Consider the following 17,302-nt stretch of genomic DNA (forward strand, 5'->3'; position numbering starts at 1 on the left):
AAGGCCGGAAACACCCGGCTTTTCCCCCTTTAGCCCGGGGACCCCGAGCCGACAATGGCGTGAACTTCAGTGTCGCGCCACCATGGAATCCAGCAGTCAGGACCGCAATTTACCCGCCTCGCCGCGCAAGCTGCAGCGGGCGCGCGAAGACGGCCAGGTGGCGCGCTCACGCGATCTCGGGCACCTGGCGGTGCTCGGTGGCGGCGCCCTCACCCTGCTGCTGCTGGCTCCCTATATGTACGGCGAACTCAAGCTGGCCATGGGACGCCAGCTCACCTTCGATGTAGCCACAGTCCAGGCCTCGGGCAGCATGCTGGAGCGCCTTCAGTCCATGGCCATGACCGGCCTGATCGCCTGCGTCGCTTTTGCCGCCATCGTTACCGCCGTCGCCGTGCTGGGCGCCCTGGCCTCGGGCGGTTGGGTCCTGAGTCTCAAGCCCATCATGCCGGACCTCACACGGCTCAGCCCCCTGGCGGGCCTCAAGGGCCTGGTCTCCAAGAAGAAGGTGGCCGAGATCGTGAAGACCACTTTCATCATGGCCTTCATCCTGGCGCTGGCCACGGCCTTCATCCACTCCACCCTGCCCTCCGTCGCCGCCCTGGTGATGCAGCCCTCGGCCGGGGCCCTGGGCAGCATGTTCGAGTGGTTGCTCACCGGTACAGGCCTGCTGCTGGCTGTCGTGCTGCTGGTCGCCCTGGTGGACATGCCGCTGCAGAACTTCCTGCACCAGTCCGAACTCAAGATGTCGCTCAAGGAAATGCGGGACGAGCACAAGGAATCCGAAGGCAACCCGCAGATGAAGAACCATCGCCGCCAGAAGGCGCGCGAGATCGCCCAGCGCGGCAGCATCAAGGCCGTGCCCAAGGCCGACTTCATCCTGATGAACCCGACGCACTACGCCGTGGCGATCCGCTACGACGAGCAGACCATGAGCGCACCGCGTGTCGTCTCCAAGGGCGCCGACCTGCTGGCCATGAAGATCCGCGACATCGGCAAGGCGCACGAGGTGCCGGTGCTGCAGTCACCGGTGCTGGCACGTGCCCTTTACGCGCACGCCGAGATCGACCAGGACATCCCCGCCAGCCTGTACACCGCGGTGGCCCAGGTGCTGGCCTACATCTACCGCCTGCGCGCCGCCATGCGCGGCGAAGGTCCCATGCCTGGCGAGCCGCCGCAACCCCAGGTGCCTCCCGGACTTGATCCGCTGCAGCCCAAGACCCCGCCCCTGGCCACAACGAACCCGAGCGCCGCATGAACCCGCTACTCCAGACCCTGCAAAACCGCTTCGGCCGCCAGGCGGCCATGCTCTCGGGTGCCGCCGCGCCGTTGCTGGTCGTCTCCATTCTCGCCATGATGGTGCTGCCGCTGCCATCCTGGATGCTCGACATCCTCTTCACCATCAACATCGCCGTGGCGCTGATGGTGATGATGGTGGCTGCCTACATGCTGCGCCCGCTGGATTTCGCCTCTTTCCCGGCCGTGCTGCTGCTGACCACGCTGATGCGCCTCTCGCTCAACGTGGCTTCCACGCGCGTGGTGCTGCTCGACGGCCACACCGGCCCGGGCGCCGCCGGCGCGGTGATCGAAGCCTTCGGCCACTTCCTGATCGGCGGCAACTTCGCCGTCGGCTTGATCGTCTTTGCCATCCTGGTGGTGATCAACTTCGTGGTGGTGACCAAGGGTGCCGAGCGTATTGCCGAGGTGTCGGCGCGCTTTGCCCTGGACGCCATGCCCGGCAAGCAGATGGCGGTCGACGCGGACCTCTCCGCCGGCATGATCGACGAGAAGGAAGCCAAACGCCGTCGGGCCGAAGTCAGCGAGGAGGCCGACTTCTTCGGCTCCATGGATGGTGCTTCCAAGTTCGTGCGCGGTGACGCCATCGCCGGCATCCTGATTCTTTTCATCAACATCATCGGCGGCTTTGCCGTCGGCATGCTGCAGCACAACCTGAGCGCCGGCCAGGCCGCCGACAGCTACATCCTGCTGGCCGTCGGTGACGCGCTGGTGGCGCAGATCCCCGGCCTGCTGATCTCGGTTTCGGCCGCGATGGTGGTGTCGCGCGTGGGCAAGGAGCAGGACCTGGGCCGCCAGATCGCCGACCAGATGTTCGTCTCGCCGCGCGCCCTGGGCATCACCGCCGGCATCCTGGGCACGCTGGGCCTGATCCCGGGCATGCCCAACCTGGTCTTCCTGTCCATCGCCGGCCTGATCGGCTACGCGGCCTGGGTGCTGGCACACAAGCCCCCGCCGGCGGAAGAACCCACACCGGCACCGGTGGCGCAGGGTGACGGAGAAGCCAGCTGGGACGATCTGCAGCCGGTGGACCAACTCGGCCTGGAGCTGGGCTACCGCCTGATCACGCTGGTGGACAAGAACCGCTCGGGCGACCTGCTGACCCGCATCAAGGGCGTGCGCCGCAAGTTTGCGCAGGAGGTGGGTTTCCTGCCGCCGCCCGTGCACGTGCGCGATAACCTCGAACTCAAGCCCAGTGGTTACCGCATCAGCCTGCGTGGCGTGGTGGTCGGCGACGGCGAGGCCTTCCCCGGCATGTTCCTGGCCATCAACCCGGGCGGCATCACCACGCCGCTGATCGGCACGGCCACCACCGACCCCGCCTTCGGCCTGCCCGCGCACTGGATCGACGAACGACAGAAGGAAGCAGCGCAAATGGCCGGCTTTACCGTCGTTGATTCCGAGACCGTGATGGCGACCCATTTGTCACACTTGATGCAGGTCCACGCCGCCAAACTGCTCAGCCGCACCGAAACCCAGCAACTGGTTGAGCACGTTGCCCGGCTGGCCCCGAAACTGATCGAAGAAGTGGTCCCCAAGATGATCTCGATAGCCGTGTTCCAGAAAGTCCTGCAGTTGCTGCTGGAGGAGTCGGTGCACATCCGCGACATCCGTACCATCATCGAGACCATCGCCGAACACGCTACCGCCACCACCGACCCGGTCGAACTGGCCAAGCGCGTGCGCGTGGCCCTCTCGCCAGCCATCGTGCAGCAGATCTACGGCCCGTCCAAGGAACTCAACGTCATCGCCATCGACCCACCGCTGGAACGCCTGCTGGTGCAAGCCCTGGGCAATGCCAGCGGCCCGGCGCTGGACCCCGGCGTGGCTGACATGCTCACGCGCAACGCCGCCACCGTGGCCATGAAGCAGGAAGAGACCGGCGTGCCGGCGTGCCTGCTGGTGCCCGACGCCATCCGCAATTCCATCGCGCGCCTGGTGCGCCGCAGCGCGCCGCGCATGCAGGTGCTGGCGCACAGCGAGATTCCTGAAACCCATTCCATCCGCATCGGCCCGATCCTTCGAGGTGCCCTGACATGAACATCCAACGCTTTCACGCTGCCACCACCCGCGAAGCCCTGGCCAAGGCCCGCATGGCCTTCGGCGACGGCACGCTGATCCTTTCCAACCGCCAGACCCCGCAGGGCGTTGAAGTGATGGCCACCACCGAGGACGCACTGGCCGTCCTGGAGCAGGCCATCCCCGCGACGGCTCCCGCCATGAACGCAACCACGCCGGCCCGCGCCCGCACGACTGCAGAGCCTGCGCCCGTGGCCGCTGCGCCCGCAACACGCATCGACCCCCACATCCCGGTGGAAGACGATGCCGCCCAGCTGGCCATGAGCACACTGTCCTTCCAGGACTATGTGCGCGAGCGCATGCTGCAACGCCGCCAGGAAGCCCAGCAGGTCAAGGCTGCGCCCGCCGCAGCGACTCGTTCCGTCTATGAGATCCTCCCACCCGACCCCGAGGTCCCGGCCCCGGTGCGCAAGGCCGCAGCCGTAGCGGCACCCGCACCCCTTGCACCGCCGGCGCCCAAGGCCGCTGCACCTGCCCCCGCCCCGAACGCCAGCTCACAGGGCCTGGTCAATGAACTCCATGCCATGAAGGAGCTGATCGAAGAACGCTTCAGCACCATGGCCTGGCTGGGCCAGACCAAACAAAGCCCGATCCGCTCCAACCTCACGCTCAAGCTCATCCGCTCGGGCTACTCGCCCGCCCTGGCGCGCGCCGTGCTCAGCATGATGCCCGACGACGCCAGTCCGGCGGAGGCCATGCAATGGCTGATGGGCATCCTTCAACGCAACATCAAGACCGACGCCGGCGCGCTTGCGCTCAAGGACGAAGGCGGCGTGTTCGCCCTGGTCGGCACCACCGGCGTGGGCAAGACCACCACCGCCGCCAAGCTGGCCGCGCTGTGCGCACGCACGCACGGCACCGGCAGCGTGGGCCTGATCACGCTGGACAGCTACCGCATCGGCGCGCACGAGCAGTTGCGCGCCTACGGCCGCATGCTGGGCGTGGTGGCCCACATGGCGCACGACCGCGCCGCCCTGCAGGACCTGCTGGGCCTGCTGTCCGACCGCAAGATGGTCATCATCGACACCACCGGTGTGGCCCCGCGCGACCCGCGCAAGCGCGACATCCTCGATGTGCTGAACCTGCCGCAGATCAAACCCCTGCTGGTGCTCAACGCCGCCAGCCACGGCGACAGCCAGGACGAGGCCGTGGCCTCCTTCGGCGCCAAGCAGGCCGTGCTGACCAAAATCGACGAGGCCGTCAAACTCGGCCCCGCACTGGACGCCGTCATCCGCAACCATCTCGTGCTGCGCGGTGTCAGCGGCGGCCAGCGTGTGCCCGAAGACTGGGAGCGCGCCAATGCCGAACAGCTCGTACGGCAGTCCATGCGTTCCTCGGGCAAATCGGCCCACGACCCGCAGATGGCGGAACTGGGCCTGTACTACGCGCAGGTGGGCGCCCCGAGCGCTCACGCACAGGGACAGCTGCATGCTTGACACCGACAGCCACCAGGCCGCCGGACTGGCCGCCCTGGCCGCAGAACAGGTGCCACGTGTCGTGGCCCTGGCCAGCCATGGCGACCGCCGCAGCGAATTGCCCCTGCTGTGGCAGCTGTGCGCCGCCTGGACGGCGCTGGAGTATCCCGTGGTGGTGCTCGATGCCACCGTGCGTGAAACAGAAAATTCCCCCGGCCTGCAACAATTGCTGCTGGACCGCGACGAACTCGCCCACCTCGGCCAAGGCCCGGAAGACTGGCCCATCGTGCCCGCCGCCCTGGGCCTGACCGCGCTGGGCACACCCCAGGCTGGCCCGCCGGCCAGCGCCAGCGCCGAACGCGTGCGCCAGCTGGCTGAACTCTTCCATGACTACGAGGTGATCCTGCTCTACGCCCCGGCGCACGAGCTGGCACGTTCCCTGCCCGGCAGCGGCCTGTCGCCGCTGCTCCCGGTCTCGGCCAACGACGCCGCCCTGCTGAGCGCCTACCATGCGCTCAAACAGCTGTTGAACATGGGCAAACTTAGGCCTACCATCGTGAGCGTGATGGACGATTCCGCCCTGGCCACCCGCGTCTCAGGACACAGCATCAGCAGGAACCTGCAGGATTGTGCCCGGGATTTCCTCGCCTGCGAGGTGCCAGCCCTGACCGTCTGCCCCACCCAGATCGATGAGATCCAGCGCCTGGCGCTGCGCACCCTGGAACATGCGCTGCAGGCGCAGCGCTGGACCCCGACGCACACGGCGCCCCGCGAAACCCGGGCCGCAAGGAACCTCTGATGTACACCGCCAAAGGCCAGCTCGACCGCGACGCCCTGATCCGGCAGTACTCACCGCTGGTGCGCCGCCTGGCCCACCACATGATGGCCAAGCTGCCGCCCAGCATCCAGGTCGACGACCTGATCCAGGTCGGCCTGATCGGCCTGTCCGAGGCGCTCACGCGTTTTGAGGCCAGCCAGGGCGTGCAGTTCGAGACCTTCGCCACCCAGCGCATCCGCGGCGCCATGATCGACGAGTTGCGCGAGAACGACTGGATGAGCCGCGGTTCGCGTAAGAGCCAGAAGGAAATCGAGGTTGCCCTCACCCGCCTGGAGCACAAGCTGGGTCGCTCGGCCAGCGAATCCGAGATCGCCGCCGAACTGGGCATGGAACTGCTTGAATACCAGGCCCTGCTCTACAAGGTCAAAGGCACCCAGTTGGTCTACCTGGAAGACATGACCGGCAGCGGCGATGGCGAAGACGGCTTCCTCGACCGCCACATGATCGACGGCGACTCCGACCCCATGCAGATGCTGCGCAACCAGCGCATCCGCAGCTCCCTGGTCGACGCCATCAAGAGCCTGCCCGAACGCGAGCAGTACATCATGAGCATGTACTACGAACAGGACATGAACCTCAAGGAGATCGCCTCTGTGCTGGGCATCACCGAATCACGCGTGTGCCAACTGCACAGCCAGTCGATCGCGCGGCTGCGGGCCAAGATGCGTTCGCATTGAAAACCACGCGCGCCAGCAAAAAAGGCTGCCCAAGGCAGCCTTTTGTTCATTCAGAGCTCCCGGTGTCTCAGGACGCAAAACCCCGGTACACAGCCGCCCGCCCCGCCGGCGCATAAGTGCTCTTCTGCGTGGAAGGCACCAGGGCATGCAGGCCGCGTTCGATCACGGCGCTGCGGCGCATGAGGTTTTCGCGCTGGATATTAAGCAGGACGGCCAGCTTCTTGAGGCGGGCACGCAATTCGGGGCCGGCCTGGGGTGCACCGCCCAGCTGGTCCACGAGGCCAGCAAAATCCACCGCCGCCTGGCGCAGGCCATTGCTCGCTGTTTCCAGGGCCTGGGGCTCACCGCTGGCCACGCCAGCTGCCACGGCCTCGCACTGCAATTCGATCAGCAAAAGCGGTTTTTCAATTTCGGCGGGCAGCATGGGGACTCCGTGGGGCTCAGTTCTGCGTGCGGTTCAGCATTTCCTGAGCGTTGGACAGCAATTTGTCAGCGATCACTTCGGGATTGACGACATAGGTGCCGTCTTCAATAGCCTGGCGCACCGCATTGACCTTCTCGGTATCAATGTCGGCAGCTTCACCGCGGTTGGCCTGCTCCAGGCTGCGCACCGAGGTGGAGACCGTCACGGCCACGCCACTGGAACTGGCCGTGCTGGTGGCCGTAGCCGCTGCTTCCTTTTTCGCAGGTGCAGCCGCGCCTGACGCCGCCGAGGGCGGTGTCGAAACTTTGGGCAAATCTGCCGGTTGGCCTACTTTCATCGTGTTCTCCAAAAACTGCCGCGGGTGGAAGCTACCCGCCGGGAGGGCATGTTCTGCCCCGTACGTTGGGTATCGGCAGCATCATGACTGACTTGAGGCTTTTCTCCGCTTTTCCTTCGTTTAGAGCTCTCACATCTCGACCTGGACTGTACGGGCATCCAGAACCGTGGCAGTAAGCACGCGCCCACTGTCGGTACGAACCCGGGCCAGTTGGCCCACCACACCCGGTGACAGGGCCTGGCCCTGGGAGCTGATCTGGAAGCCGCCGCCCTGCACGAGCACCCGCACCTGGGCGCCGGCCTGGAAAACCTGGGCGGCGCGCACCATGTTCTGGCGCAGGGTCTGGCCGCTGCCCAGGGCGCGGGTGGCGACCTGGCCTTGCCAGTCATGGGCCCCGGCCAGCACGGGGCTGGGCTCGGCCGCCCAATCCACCTCGGCCAGCATCAGATCCCCTTCTTCCAGGGCGCGGCCCGGCGCCACGTCACGGCGCAGCACCCAGGCCGATCCGGTGGCCTTGACGGTCACGGGCATGGAAACATTCCAGCGGGTCGCGCCCTCCAGGCAGCGCAGGCCGATGCGGCCCTGGCCCCAGAGGCGGCTGCCCGGCGGCAGATAAGCTTCGACGCGGGCGCAGGACGCCAGCTTCAGGCGGCTGTCCAGCGGCCCCAGCGTGCCCTGCAGGCGCACGGGCTGGCCGATGCGCGCGGCCTGGGTGGCCAGGGTCTGGTCCAGCCACTGCTGCGCCAGCGCCGGCAACTGGGCCTCGCCCGTCACAGCCTGGGCCTGGGCCGGCAGCTGGACAAACGCCCAGGCGAGCAGGACCAGTGCGGCACGTGCCCACATCTTTCTGCCTGTTTGATTCGCTTGCATGAGCTGCATCTCCTGTCCGAGCGTCGTCGTGGGGTGTTACAAAAAAGTGCTCAGGACTCCACCCACATTGCCGACTATACGTACAGGCCCAAGGCGTAAAGCGGGCAAATGCGCAGCTTTACCCCCGTATTTCAGGGGCTCGGTAATTCAAGTTCTTCCCATAATTTCCGTACGGGGTCCCAGCCAGCACTCGCCCCAGGGCCCCAACGACCGCAGAGGTGATCAATATGTTCGACAAACTGACAGGCACACTGGACTTCCACGGGAAGGCCCTGGTTGCGCGCGCCGAACGCCAACGCACCATCGCCAGCAACATCGCCAATGCCGACACCCCGGGCTACGTAGCCCGTGACTTCAATTTCCGCGAGGCCATGAGCCAGGCCCTCGACAGCTCCAGCGCTGCCGGCCTGGCACAACCCGCCACCAGCGCACCCAACCCGCGCCACCTGCCGCTCACGGCCAGTGGCAGCGCACTGGGCTCCAACCTAGGCTACGGCGTGCAGACACAGCCGGCCATGGACAACAACAGCGTGGACCTGGACCGCGAGCGCGGCAAATTCGTCGACAACGCCGTGCGCTACGAATCCACCCTGCGTTTCATTAACGGCAGTTCGCGCACGATCTTGAGCGCGATCTCGGGCCAATAAGTCGCAGCCCAGCCACTGAACCGGCATAAGGAAAACCATCATGTCCATGTTCTCCATCTTCGGGGTTTCGGGCAGCGCGATCAGCGCGCAGTCCCAGCGGCTCAACGTGGTGGCCAGCAACCTGGCCAATGCCGACGCGGTGGCTGGCCCCGATGGCCAGACCTACAAGGCCCGCCAGGTGACCTTCGAAACCGTGCTGATGGACTCCGCCTCATCGGCCGGCGTCAAGGTCAGCAGCATCAAGGAAGACCAGACGCCAGCGCGTCGGGTGTTTGAGCCCACCCACCCCTCGGCCGACGCCGAAGGTTATGTGAGCCACTCCAACGTGAACCCGGTGGAGGAGATGGTCAACATGATCTCGGCCTCGCGCTCCTACCAGAACAACGTCGAAGTCATGAACACCGCCAAAACCCTGCTGCTCAAGACGCTGCAGATGGGCCAGTGATCCGGAGCCAACCATGACCACCCCTGTCAGCAGCTACACCTACACCCCCACCAACGCGTCCAGCGCGGGCGGGACAACGTCGGCAGAGATGCAGGACCGCTTCCTCACGCTGCTGGTTGCGCAGATCAACAACCAGGATCCGCTCAACCCCATGGACAACGCGCAGATGACCACGCAGATGGCGCAGATCAACACGGTCAGCGGCATCCAGCAGCTCAACGACACCATGAAGAGCATGTCGACCCAGTTCACCGCCATGCAGGTGCTGCAGGGCGCCTCCCTGGTGGGCCGTGACGTGCTGGTCCCGGGCAACACACTCTGGCGCGACACGACCACGCACATGGCCGGCTCAGCCTTCGACCTCGGCGGCTCGGCCAGCCAGGTCAAGATCGAGATCCTCTCGCCCGCAGGCACGGTGCTGGACACCATCTCCTCGGGCGCCATGGAAGCCGGCCGCAATTCCTTCACCTGGGACGCAACCAAGTTCAGCAACTACACCAGCCTGAACTACCGCGTCACTGCCGTCAACGACGGCAAGGCCGTTGCCGCCACCACCTACACCAGCGATCGCGTGCTGGCCGTGGGCACGGTTGACGGCGCCCTCAGCCTCGATCTGCTTAGCGGCCAGAACGTGCCGTACTCCAAAGTCGCCGCCATTTTCTAAACCCGGAAGGAACGCATCATGGGATTTCAGACAGGCCTCTCCGGCTTGAACGCCTCCAGCAAGAACCTGGACGTGATCGGCCACAACATCGCCAACGGCAACACCACGGGTTTCAAATACTCGCGCGCCGAGTTCTCCGAACTGGTGGCCTCGTCCATCGGCGCGGGCGGGGGCAACAACGCCGGCCTGGGTGTGGCCCTGGACACGGTGGCCCAGCAGTTCACGCAGGGCAATATCTCGATCACGGGCAATGCGCTGGACGTGGCGATCAACGGCGGGGGCTTCTTCCAGCTGCAGATGCCGGACGGCACCACTGCCTACACGCGCTCGGGCAACTTCAAGATGGACAACCAGGGCACCATCGTCACCAACGGCGGCGCCAAGGTCATGGGTTATCCCACCACGACCGCCGGCGTACCCACCAGCACCACCCCAGGCCCGCTGGTGCTGCCCACGGGCGCGCCCATCCCGGCCCAGGCCACGACCAGCATCACGGCCGAATTTAATCTGAACGCCAGCGACAAAACGATCTACAACCGGGTGACCGACACGCCGCCCTACACGACCTATGGCACGGCCTTGAACGTGTATGACTCGCAGGGCAATCCAGCCCTGTTCAGTGTCTATTTCACCCGCGATCCCTCCACGGCAGGTCCGCCGGCCGCAGACAACTGGTTGGTGTGGGACGCCAATCTCCCCCCCACCACCCCCGCCAACACCCCGCTGTTCACCATGTCCTTTGACGCCACCGGCCAGCTGTCGGCACCGGTTGTCATGCCCACGGTGACGATCACGCCGACAGCACCCAGCATCACGCCGAACATCGTCGCCACCTTCGACATTTCGAATGTGACCCAATATGCCGCGGCCTTTGGCATCACCGACCTGACCCAGAACGGCTACACCGCTGGCTCCTTTGTGGGCATGTCGATCTCCGAACTGGGGGTGGTCACTGCGCGTTACTCCAACGGGCAGACCCAGGCCACTGGCATGCTGGCCGTGGCGGACTTCCGCAATGTGCAGGGCCTGGAGCCGATCGGTGGCAACAACTGGGCTGAAACCTACGCCTCGGGCCAGCCCCTCATGGGCCAACCCGGCCAGGGCAAGTTCGGCGCCACGCGCTCAGGCGCGCTGGAAGACTCTAACGTGGACCTCACGGCCGAGCTCGTGAACATGATGACCGCGCAACGCGCCTACCAGGCCAACGCCCAGACCATCAAGACGCAGGACCAGGTCCTGCAGACCCTGGTCAACCTGCGTTAAGCACGGAAGAAAGAGACAGACCATGGACCGCCTGATCTACACCGCGATGACCGGGGCCAATGCCGCGGCGCACCGGCAGTCGGTGCTGTCGAACAACCTGGCCAACGTCTCGACCAACGGTTTTCGCGCCGAGCTCTCGGCCTACCGCGCCGTGCCCCTGCGCGGCGAGGGCGCAACCACACGCGTGTTCGCGCTGGAGGCGACCTCGGGCCACCGCGATGCGCCGGGCCCGGCCCAGCGCACCGGGCGCGATCTGGATGCCATGCCGCAGGGCAGCAGCTGGTTTGCCGTGCAGGGCCTGGACGGCACCGAGGCCTACACACGCAATGGCGGCTTCGAGGTCTCCCCCACTGGCGTGCTGCAGACCAGCAACGGCCTGCCCGTGCTGTCCGACGGCGGCGGACCGATCGAACTGCCGCGGGACTCGGTCATCAGCCTGGGTTCCGACGGCACCATCAGCGCGCGCACCGGCAACCAGCCCTCCAGCAATGTGGGGCGCCTCAAGCTGGCCACGCCCACCGCGGAAGACCCACTCAAGCGTGGCGCGGACGGCCTGTTCCGCCCGCAATCGGGCGCCCCGCTGCCCAATGACGGCAACGCCCGCATGCTGGTGGGTGTGCTCGAAGGCTCCAACGTGAACGCCGTGGAGACCATGGTGGGCATGATCCAGACCGCGCGCCAGTTCGAGGTGCAGATGCGCCTGATGCAGACCGCCGAATCCAACGACCGCTCCGCCGGTCAACTGCTGAGCCTGCAAGGCTGAAGCCCTTTTTAGGAAGCCATCATGTTCAATTCCCTCTGGATCGCCAAGACCGGCATGGAAGCCCAGCAGATGCAGCTGGACGTCATCTCCAACAACCTGGCAAACTCTTCGACCAACGGCTTCAAGCGCGCGCACGCCGTGTTCGAGGACCTGATGTACCAGAACCTGCGCCAGGTCGGCTCGGCCACCTCCGAGCAATCACAGCTGCCCACGGGCCTGCAGGTGGGTCTGGGGGTGCGCACCGTGTCCACCAGCCGCAACTTCACGCAGGGCAGCTTGCAGCAGTCGGGCAATGGCTTGGACGTGGCCATCCAGGGCAACGGTTTTTTCCAGATCACCATGCCCGACGGCACCCTTAACTACACGCGTGACGGTTCCTTCCAGGTCAACTCCCAGGGCCAGCTCGTCACCAGCAACGGCCTGCCGGTGGCCAACGGCATCACGGTGCCGGCCAACGCCACCAATGTCTCGATCTCGGCCGACGGCAACGTCACGGCCACCATCCCCGGCAACGTCACACCGCAACCCATCGGCACCATACCGCTGGCCAGCTTCATCAACCCGGCCGGCCTGGACCCGCGTGGCCAGAACCTCTATGCCGAAACCGCCGCCTCGGGCCAGCCCAACACAGGCACACCGGGCACCAACGGCCTGGGCCAGCTGATGCAGGGTTTCCTCGAGACTTCCAACGTCAATGTGGTGCAGGAACTGGTCGGCATGATCCAGACCCAGCGCGCCTACGAGATGAATTCCAAGGCCATCCAGACCTCGGACCAGATGCTGCAGAAGCTGGGGCAACTGTGATGAAACACCTGAGCCTGCTCCTCGCGGCCGTCGCGCTGGCCGGCTGCTCCGCCGTCCCGAAGCCGGCTCAAGTCGACTTTGCCGAACCGCGCCTGGCCCTGGCGCCGGCCCCCGCCAGCTCGCGCATGCCCACGGGCAGCCTGTTCCAGAACACCAGCTACCGCCCTAGCTTCGAAGACCGGCGGGCGCGCCTGGTCGGCGACGCCCTGACCATCCGCATCGTCGAGAACGTCACGGCCAGCCAGAAGTCCAGCTCCACGGCCAACCGCACCAGCAGCATCGATGGCAGCATCACCGCCGTGCCGGGCATGAAGTTCCCGGGCACCGTGGCCGAGAACAACTTCCGCATCGGCGCGGCCAGCGAAGCCGATTTCTCGGGCAAGGGCGGCACCGAAGCCGCCAACACCTTCTCGGGCTCGATCACGGCCACCGTGGCCGAGGTGCTGCCCAACGGGCATCTGGTCGTCACAGGGGAAAAGCAGATCGGCCTGAACCACAACGTCGACGTGTTGCGTTTCACTGGTACCGTCGATCCGCTGGCCATCCTGCCGGGCAGCATCGTCAACTCGAGCTCGGTGGCCAATGTGCGGGTCGAGTCCAAGGGCCGCGGCCCGCAGCACGAGGCCCAGACCGTGGGCTGGCTCACGCGCTTTTTCATGAACGTATCGCCGTTCTGAAGCCCAGCACTACGCTTAACGACATCTTCGACACGCCAAGCAAGAACTTGAGAACCGTATCATGAACACCCGCTCTCTTGCCCGCCTTGCCACAGCCCTGCTGCTGGGGCTGTTGGCCATCGCGCCGGCCCAGGCCGGTCGCATCAAGGAAGTGGCGGCCATCGAAGGCGTGCGCAGCAACCAGCTCAGCGGCTTCGGCCTGGTCATCGGCCTGGACGGCACGGGCGATCAGACCACACAGATGCCATACACCACGCAGACGATGAGCAACTACCTGCAGCAGCTGGGCATCGCCCTCTCGCCGGAGCTCGCCTCGCGCCTGCAGCTCAAGAACGTCGCCGCCGTGCTGGTCACGGCCCAGCTACCGGCCTTCGCGCGTCCCGGCCAGAGCATGGACGTGACCGTCTCCTCCATGGGCAATGCCAAGTCGCTCAAGGGCGGCACCCTGATCTCCACGCCGCTGCGCGGCGCCGACGGCCAAGTCTACGCACTGGCCCAGGGCAGCCTGATCATTGCCGGTGCCGGCGCTGCTGCCGGTGGCAGCCGTGTGCAGATCAACCACCTGAGTGCCGGCCGCATCCCGGGCGGCGCCCAGATCGAACGCGCTGTGCCCACGCCCCTGCTCGAAGGCGACAGCATCAAGCTCGGCCTCGAAGCCTCCGACTTCCAGACCGCGCGCCGTGTGGCCGCGGCCATCAACACTCGTTTCGGCGACGGCGTGGCCCGCGCGCTCGACGGCCGCACGGTGGACGTGCGCGCCCCGCGCGAGGCCAACGACCGCATCAGCTTCCTCGCCGAACTCGAGGAACTGCCGCTGGAAAACTCGGTGCCCTCGGCCAAGGTGGTGATCAACTCACGCACCGGCTCCATCGTGCTGAACCAGGCCGTGACCCTGGGCCCCTGCGCCATCGCGCACGGCAACCTCTCGGTCAGCATCACGTCCACACCCATCATCAGCCAGCCCGGTCCGCTCTCGTCGGGCCAGACCGTGGTGGCCGAGAAAGCCAATATCGAAATCCGCCAGGAACCCGGCATCCTGATCCAGTTGCCCACAGCGCCCAAGCTGGCCGATGTGGTGCGCGCGCTCAACGCCCTGGGCGCCACGCCGCAGGACTTGCTGGCCATCCTGCAGGCCATCAAGGCCGCTGGTGCGCTCAACGCCGAACTCGAAGTGATCTGACATGCAGTCCGGCGCACTCAACCCCTTGACGCAGTCGCTGGCTGCCGACGGCGCCAGCCTGAACCGCCTGAAGTTCCAGGCCGGGCAGTCCACGCCCGAGTCCGTCAAGGAAACCGCCAAGCAGTTCGAAGCGCTCTTCATGCGCGAGCTGCTCAAGAGCATGCGCGAGGCCAACGCCTCCATGAAAAGCGGCATGCTGGACAGCCCGGGCGGTGACCTGGGTACGGACCTGCTGGACCAGCAGTTCGCGGTGCAGATGGCTGGCCGGCCCGGTGGCCTGGCCGAAGTGATCGCCAAGCAGCTTATGCAGCAGATGGGCATGAAGGACAAGGCCGGCGTCACCACCGAACTCGACGCGACCAGTCCGATGCCGGCACCCGCCGCCGCGCGCGGTTTTGTGCAGCAACACGGCGCTGCCGCCCAGGAAGTGCAACGCAGCAGCGGCCTGCCCGCCAGCTACCTGCTGGGCCAGGCCGGCCATGAAAGCGGCTGGGGCCAGCGCGAGATCCTCATGAAGGACGGCAGCTCCTCCAACAATCTCTTCGGCATCAAGGCCGGGGCCGACTGGAAAGGCAAGGTGGCCGAGGTCACCACCACCGAATACGTGGACGGCATGCCCCAGAAGACCGTGGCGCGCTTTCGTGCCTATGACACGCCGGCCGAGTCCTTCCGCGACTTCGCCAGCCTGATCGGCAACAGCCCGCGCTATGCGCAGGCACGCCAGCAGACCCAATCGGTACAGGGCTGGACCCAAGGCCTGCAGGACGCCGGCTACGCCACCGACCCCGACTACGCGGACAAGCTGAGCCGCGCCATCAACACCACACTGCGCCTGCAGCGCGCCTCTGAGGCCAGGAGCCAGTCATGAGCGGCATTCTCAACATCGGTGTGCTGGCGCTCAACGCCAACCAGTCCGCGCTACAGACGGTCAGCAACAACATCGCCAACGTCAACACGCCCGGTTATTCGCGCCAGCAGGTGGTGCTGCAGAACATCGCCGGCCAGTTCACCGGCAGCGGCTATTTCGGCAAGGGCGTGGACGTGCTCACGGTCACGCGCAGCTACAACGATTTCCTGACCCGCCAGGCCGCCAGCGCCCAGTCGATTGCCTCGTCCGACAGCATCCGTCTGGACAAGTTGAACCAGCTCGAGAACTACTTCAAGGGCGGCAGCAACGGCCTGGGCGCCTCGGTCAGCGACATGCTGAACTCCTTCAGCGACATCGTGAATGCGCCGACCGATCTGACCGCACGCTCGGTGGCGCTGACCCGCGCCGATGAGATGGCCACGCGCTTCAACCAGATGAACCTGCAGCTGGAGCAGCTGCGGATCGGCACCGTCGAAGAGCTCAAGACCGACGCGCGAGCCATCAACGACCTGGCCGCGCAGATCGCCAAGGCCAACCAGGAAATCACGCGCGCGCAGGGCAACGGCCAGTCCCCGAACGATCTGCTGGACCAGCGCGACCAGCTGATCCGCGATCTGAACAAATACATCCAGACCACCAGCATTCCGGCCGACGACGGCAGCATAGGCATCTTCCTCGGCAGCCAGGCCCTGGTGCTGGGCACCACGGCCTCGCCCGTATCCATCGTCACCGACCAGTTCTCCGACCTTTCCAAGTCCAAGCTCGCCATCACAATCGCCGGCGTCACCAAAACCCTGGACGAGACCATGCTGGGTGGCGGCGAGGTCAGCGGCATGCTGCGCTTCCAGAACAAGGACCTGCTCGAGGCCCGCAACCTGCTGGGCCGCATGGCCCTGGCCATCGGCACGCGCATGAACGAGCAGCAGGCCCTGGGCCTGGACCTCAACGGCAACCCCGGCTCGCCGCTGTTCAGCCTGGCCGCCCTGCCCAATGGCCTGGCCTCCAACAAGAACACCGGCACGGCCACCCTGGCCCTGAGCATCCAGACCACCCCCACGGGCACCAGTTCTTTTGTGGCCACGGACTACGAGGTGGTCTTCACCGCCGCCAATGCAGGCACCATCACCCGGCTGTCCGACGGCACCCAGCAAGCGTTCACCATCCCAGCCGCGCCACCGGTCGTGCAGATCGACGGTCTGGACATCACCTTCGGTGGCGCCGCTGCCATCGGCGACCACTTCCTGCTCAAGCCCTTCAACACCTCCGCCAGCAGCATCGCGACGGCCTTTGCCTCGCCGCGCGGCCTGGCCATGGCCAGCCCCATCGCCGCCAGTGCCGGTGCGGCCAATACCGGCACCGTCAGCTTGCAGAGTTTGTCGGTGAACACGGTGCCCACCACCCTGCCCGCACCGGCTGTCACCCTGCGCTTCATCGGCCCCGGGCAATACGTCCGCTCGGACGACGCCGGTTACGCAGCCCTGGTCACGACCCTGGATGGCCCGCCTCCCCTGGCCACCAACAGCGCGGCCTACGCCGCCGCCATCGCCGCGCACCCGGCAGGCCAGAAATACACCTATGTGCCCAGCCAAGCCATTGGTGCCACGGGGCGTACGACCAACCTGCCTTTCAATCCGGCCACCGAATGGGACTGGTCGCTCACCCTCAAAGGTGTGCCGGCCGCCAACGACACCTACACGGTGGACGCCAACCCCTACCCGCAGCTCAATGCCGGCAATGCCCAGGCCATGCTCGATCTGCGCGACGTGGCCATGTTCGACGGCGGCCCGCTGACCGACGGCTACGCCAGCGCCATCGCCCTGATCGGCACCCGCATCCTGAGCGCCCAGTCCGCATCAAGGGTTTCGACGGACATCGCCACCAATCTCGAAAAAGAGCGCACCAGCATCTCGGGCGTGAACCTGGACGAGGAGGCCGCGCGCCTGATCCAGTTCCAGCAGGCCTACCAGGCCTCCGGCAAGATGATGCAGGTGGCGCAGACCATCTTCGACACCCTGATCGACAGCATTGGCCGTTAAAGGCCAACACGAGGATCTGAAC

18 protein-coding genes are annotated in these 17,302 nt (G+C 66.1%); 15 read left to right on the top strand and 3 right to left on the bottom strand.

Annotation, left to right across the window (positions count from 1 at the left end; genetic code table 11):
* The first annotated feature begins 82 nt into the window (after positions 1 to 82).
* Genes AC07NT_RS17725 through AC07NT_RS17745 form a run of 5 tightly spaced genes read left to right on the top strand, consistent with a single transcriptional unit; the run spans position 83 to position 6,302 of the window.
* Positions 83 to 1,255, top strand: a complete 1,173-nt coding sequence (locus AC07NT_RS17725) for an EscU/YscU/HrcU family type III secretion system export apparatus switch protein (protein ID WP_498600241.1) — start codon at positions 83 to 85, stop codon at positions 1,253 to 1,255.
* Positions 1,252 to 3,333 carry a flagellar biosynthesis protein FlhA gene (flhA, locus tag AC07NT_RS17730; RefSeq protein ID WP_498600242.1) on the top strand — a complete coding sequence of 694 codons (2,082 nt, stop codon included), beginning with the start codon at positions 1,252 to 1,254 and terminating at the stop codon, positions 3,331 to 3,333. Before AC07NT_RS17725 ends, flhA begins: the two co-directional genes overlap by 4 nt.
* Complete coding sequence (gene flhF, locus AC07NT_RS17735; protein WP_498600243.1) at positions 3,330 to 4,808, top strand: flagellar biosynthesis GTPase FlhF; 1,479 nt, start codon at positions 3,330 to 3,332, stop codon at positions 4,806 to 4,808. The genes flhA and flhF overlap by 4 nt, the downstream gene beginning before the upstream one ends.
* Positions 4,801 to 5,586, top strand: coding sequence for a hypothetical protein (locus AC07NT_RS17740; RefSeq protein WP_498600245.1), 786 nt, complete (start codon positions 4,801 to 4,803; stop codon positions 5,584 to 5,586). The genes flhF and AC07NT_RS17740 overlap by 8 nt, the downstream gene beginning before the upstream one ends.
* Positions 5,586 to 6,302 carry an RNA polymerase sigma factor FliA gene (locus AC07NT_RS17745; RefSeq protein ID WP_498600246.1) on the top strand — a complete coding sequence of 239 codons (717 nt, stop codon included), beginning with the start codon at positions 5,586 to 5,588 and terminating at the stop codon, positions 6,300 to 6,302. The genes AC07NT_RS17740 and AC07NT_RS17745 overlap by 1 nt, the downstream gene beginning before the upstream one ends.
* Before the next feature lie 67 nt (positions 6,303 to 6,369).
* Here the strand turns inward: AC07NT_RS17745 and AC07NT_RS17750 are convergent, their stop codons facing one another.
* The 3 genes from AC07NT_RS17750 to flgA form a co-directional block, all read right to left on the bottom strand.
* Positions 6,370 to 6,726, bottom strand: a complete 357-nt coding sequence (locus tag AC07NT_RS17750; RefSeq protein WP_498600247.1) for a hypothetical protein — start codon at positions 6,724 to 6,726, stop codon at positions 6,370 to 6,372.
* 16 nt (positions 6,727 to 6,742) lie between these two features.
* Positions 6,743 to 7,063 (bottom strand): flagellar biosynthesis anti-sigma factor FlgM, encoded by a 321-nt coding sequence (gene flgM, locus AC07NT_RS17755; protein WP_498600249.1) that lies wholly within the window; start codon positions 7,061 to 7,063, stop codon positions 6,743 to 6,745.
* A 129-nt stretch (positions 7,064 to 7,192) separates the two neighbouring features.
* Positions 7,193 to 7,933, bottom strand: coding sequence for a flagellar basal body P-ring formation chaperone FlgA (flgA, locus tag AC07NT_RS17760; protein WP_498600251.1), 741 nt, complete (start codon positions 7,931 to 7,933; stop codon positions 7,193 to 7,195).
* A gap of 227 nt (positions 7,934 to 8,160) precedes the next feature.
* On the opposite strand from flgA, the gene flgB reads away from it, so the two are divergent.
* From flgB to flgK, 10 genes are all read left to right on the top strand, one after another.
* A complete protein-coding gene (flgB, locus tag AC07NT_RS17765; protein ID WP_498600253.1) occupies positions 8,161 to 8,580 on the top strand; it encodes a flagellar basal body rod protein FlgB in 420 nt (139 codons plus the stop codon).
* 40 nt (positions 8,581 to 8,620) lie between these two features.
* Positions 8,621 to 9,025: a flagellar basal body rod protein FlgC gene (gene flgC, locus AC07NT_RS17770; RefSeq protein WP_498600255.1), complete on the top strand. Its 405-nt coding sequence runs from the start codon at positions 8,621 to 8,623 to the stop codon at positions 9,023 to 9,025.
* A 13-nt stretch (positions 9,026 to 9,038) separates the two neighbouring features.
* Positions 9,039 to 9,689 (top strand): flagellar hook assembly protein FlgD, encoded by a 651-nt coding sequence (locus tag AC07NT_RS17775; RefSeq protein WP_498600257.1) that lies wholly within the window; start codon positions 9,039 to 9,041, stop codon positions 9,687 to 9,689.
* A gap of 18 nt (positions 9,690 to 9,707) precedes the next feature.
* The gene (flgE, locus tag AC07NT_RS17780; RefSeq protein ID WP_498600259.1) at positions 9,708 to 10,952 is read left to right on the top strand and encodes a flagellar hook protein FlgE; all 1,245 of its coding nucleotides are present in this window, start codon (positions 9,708 to 9,710) and stop codon (positions 10,950 to 10,952) included.
* Positions 10,953 to 10,974: 22 nt separating this feature from the next.
* On the top strand, positions 10,975 to 11,715 hold the full coding sequence (locus AC07NT_RS17785) for a flagellar basal body rod protein FlgF (protein WP_498600261.1): 741 nt from the start codon (positions 10,975 to 10,977) through the stop codon (positions 11,713 to 11,715).
* A 21-nt stretch (positions 11,716 to 11,736) separates the two neighbouring features.
* Entirely contained in the window at positions 11,737 to 12,519 is a 783-nt protein-coding gene (flgG, locus tag AC07NT_RS17790; protein WP_498600262.1) for a flagellar basal-body rod protein FlgG, read from the top strand.
* Positions 12,519 to 13,196, top strand: coding sequence for a flagellar basal body L-ring protein FlgH (locus tag AC07NT_RS17795; RefSeq protein ID WP_498600264.1), 678 nt, complete (start codon positions 12,519 to 12,521; stop codon positions 13,194 to 13,196). Before flgG ends, AC07NT_RS17795 begins: the two co-directional genes overlap by 1 nt.
* Before the next feature lie 61 nt (positions 13,197 to 13,257).
* Positions 13,258 to 14,376 (top strand): flagellar basal body P-ring protein FlgI, encoded by a 1,119-nt coding sequence (locus AC07NT_RS17800; protein ID WP_498600266.1) that lies wholly within the window; start codon positions 13,258 to 13,260, stop codon positions 14,374 to 14,376.
* A 1-nt stretch (position 14,377) separates the two neighbouring features.
* Positions 14,378 to 15,244 (top strand): glucosaminidase domain-containing protein, encoded by an 867-nt coding sequence (locus tag AC07NT_RS17805; protein WP_498600268.1) that lies wholly within the window; start codon positions 14,378 to 14,380, stop codon positions 15,242 to 15,244.
* Complete coding sequence (flgK, locus tag AC07NT_RS17810; protein WP_498600269.1) at positions 15,241 to 17,280, top strand: flagellar hook-associated protein FlgK; 2,040 nt, start codon at positions 15,241 to 15,243, stop codon at positions 17,278 to 17,280. Before AC07NT_RS17805 ends, flgK begins: the two co-directional genes overlap by 4 nt.
* The last annotated feature ends 22 nt before the right edge of the window (positions 17,281 to 17,302 follow it).

The sequence above is a fragment of the Hylemonella sp. GW821-FHT10B10 genome (assembly GCF_059415585.1).